Source organism: Tabrizicola sp. (assembly GCF_031377265.1).
Taxonomy (GTDB): domain Bacteria; phylum Pseudomonadota; class Alphaproteobacteria; order Rhodobacterales; family Rhodobacteraceae; genus JAUYQR01.
This window is the reverse complement of sequence record NZ_JANMET010000304.1, coordinates 1-1,972: the sequence shown is the minus strand read 5'-3', so window position 1 is coordinate 1,972 and position 1,972 is coordinate 1. Positions and strand designations below refer to the sequence as shown.

The 1,972-nt window shown below is 66.7% G+C and carries 3 protein-coding genes; all 3 read left to right on the top strand.

The genetic code is table 11. The features are described from left to right. Positions 1 to 562 (top strand): TetR family transcriptional regulator C-terminal domain-containing protein (locus RMO18_RS16745; protein WP_309667442.1); only part of this gene is annotated, 562 nt, incomplete at its 5' end. Further along, on the top strand, positions 559 to 1,740 hold the full coding sequence (locus tag RMO18_RS16740; protein ID WP_309667440.1) for a pyridoxal phosphate-dependent aminotransferase: 1,182 nt from the start codon (positions 559 to 561) through the stop codon (positions 1,738 to 1,740). The genes RMO18_RS16745 and RMO18_RS16740, both read left to right, overlap by 4 nt. A gap of 15 nt (positions 1,741 to 1,755) precedes the next feature. Continuing rightward, positions 1,756 to 1,972, top strand: a 217-nt coding sequence (locus RMO18_RS16735) for a thiamine pyrophosphate-binding protein (RefSeq protein ID WP_309667438.1), incomplete at its 3' end; no start/stop codon positions are given.

Genomic DNA, 1,972 nt, shown 5'->3' with positions numbered 1-1,972 from the left:
CACGGCGGGGCTGATCCGGCACTACTTCGCCTCCAAAGACGAACTTTCGCAGGCCGCCTACCGTGCCCTGATGGACCAGATGACCGATTTCGGCGCGCATCTTCTGGATAACGCCCCTGCTGATCCGATCAGCCGCCTTGCGATCTTTGTGGCGGCCTCGCTGCGCCCGCCGGTTGTCGATGGCAAGGCGGTCGGCCTGTGGGCGGGCTTTATCCACCAGGTCCGCTCCGACCCTGCGCTTCTGGCAGTGCATGAGTCATCCTACCTGCGGTTTCGCGATACCTTGCAGGCCCTGATTGCGGATTTGCCGCGTAAAGCCGACGCCACCCAGTTGCGCCGCGAGGCCATCGCCTGCAACGCCGTGATCGACGGCCTCTGGCTCGAAGGATCGGTGCTGCCGGAAATTTTCGGGCCCGGTGAACTTGAAGAGATCGGCCTGCGGTCTGTCGGGTCCATTCTCGGGATCGATCTTGTGGCTGCGATGGCTGCATTGCCCGCGAAGGCCAGGATTGACGTGACCATAGCCGCGTCCCATTCCAATCCCCTGAAGGACAGTGCATGAGATACGCCGCCGTCACCGACCGTCTTGCCGATCTGGGTGGCGCGCGGTGGGAAATCCACGCCCTTGCCCGCGCGCTCAAGGCCGAAGGGCGCGACCTGATCGAGCTGACGATCGGCGAGCCGGACGTGCCGACCCCCAAGGCGCTGATCGATGTCGCCCATGCCGCGATGAAACGCGGACGCACCGGCTATTCCAACGGGCGGGGCGAAGGCGGCCTCGTCTCGGCCTTGGCCGACCGCTATTCCGCGCGGTTGGGCCGTCCGTTCAGCCGCGACCAGTTCCTGTGCCTGCCCGGCACACAGACAGCCCTTTTCCTGACCATGATGGCGCTGACCGGGCCTGGAGACGAGGTCCTGATGGGCGATCCCGCCTACGCCACCTCTGACGGGGTGATCGCCGCCTCGGGGGCGGTGTCCGTCCCCGTGCCCCTGCGCCCCGAAAACGGCTTTCGGATGCGCGCTGATGATGTGCTGGCCGCCCTTACGCCGCGCGCGCGCGTTCTGTTCCTGAACTCGCCGCACAACCCGACCGGCGCGATCCTGACCCGCGACGATATCGCGGCCCTGGGCAAGATTGCGCGCGACCATGACCTGTGGATCGTCGCGGACGAAGTCTATGAGGATATGGTTTACCCCGGTGCCACCTTCGTCTCACCCCTCTCGTTCCCCGAACTGGCGGAACGCACCGTCGTCACCTCGTCCATTTCGAAATCGCATGCCGCCCCGGGGTTCCGCTCCGGCTGGTGCGTCGGCCCGGCGGAGTTTTGCGCCCGCGCGCTGCCGCTGTCCGAAACCATGCTGTTCGGCAACCAGCCCTTCATCGCCGATATGACCGAGGCGGCATTACGCGCGCCCTCACCCGTCGCCGCCGGCATGGTCACCCGGTTTTCCCGCCGCGCGGCACTGTTGCACGCGGCCCTTGATGGCGTCGCGGGCCTTGCCGTCAACCGCCCCGATGCGGGGATGTTCGCGCTGGTCGACATCCGCGCCACCGGCCTGTCAGGCCGCGACTTCGCACTGGACCTGTTGAAACACGAATCCGTCGCCGTGATGCCGGGCGAAAGCTTTGGGACCACGCTGGCGGGTTGGGTGCGCCTGACCCTGACGCAGCCCGATGATGTGACCCGCGCTGCTGCCGACCGCATCGCCCGCCACGCTGCCCGCCTGCAAAAGGCCTGATACCAGGAACATAAGATGCGCACCGTCGGCGAAAGACTGGTTGAGGGGCTTGCCGCACGGGGCGTGACGGTCGTCTTCGGCATCCCCGGCGTGCATACGGTGGAGCTTTACCGGGGCCTCTCCAACAGCCCCGTCCGCCACGTCACCGCCCGCCACGAACAGGGCGCCGCCTTCATGGCCGATGGCTATGCGCGGGTGTCGGGCAAGCCCGGCGTTGCCTTTGTGATCACCG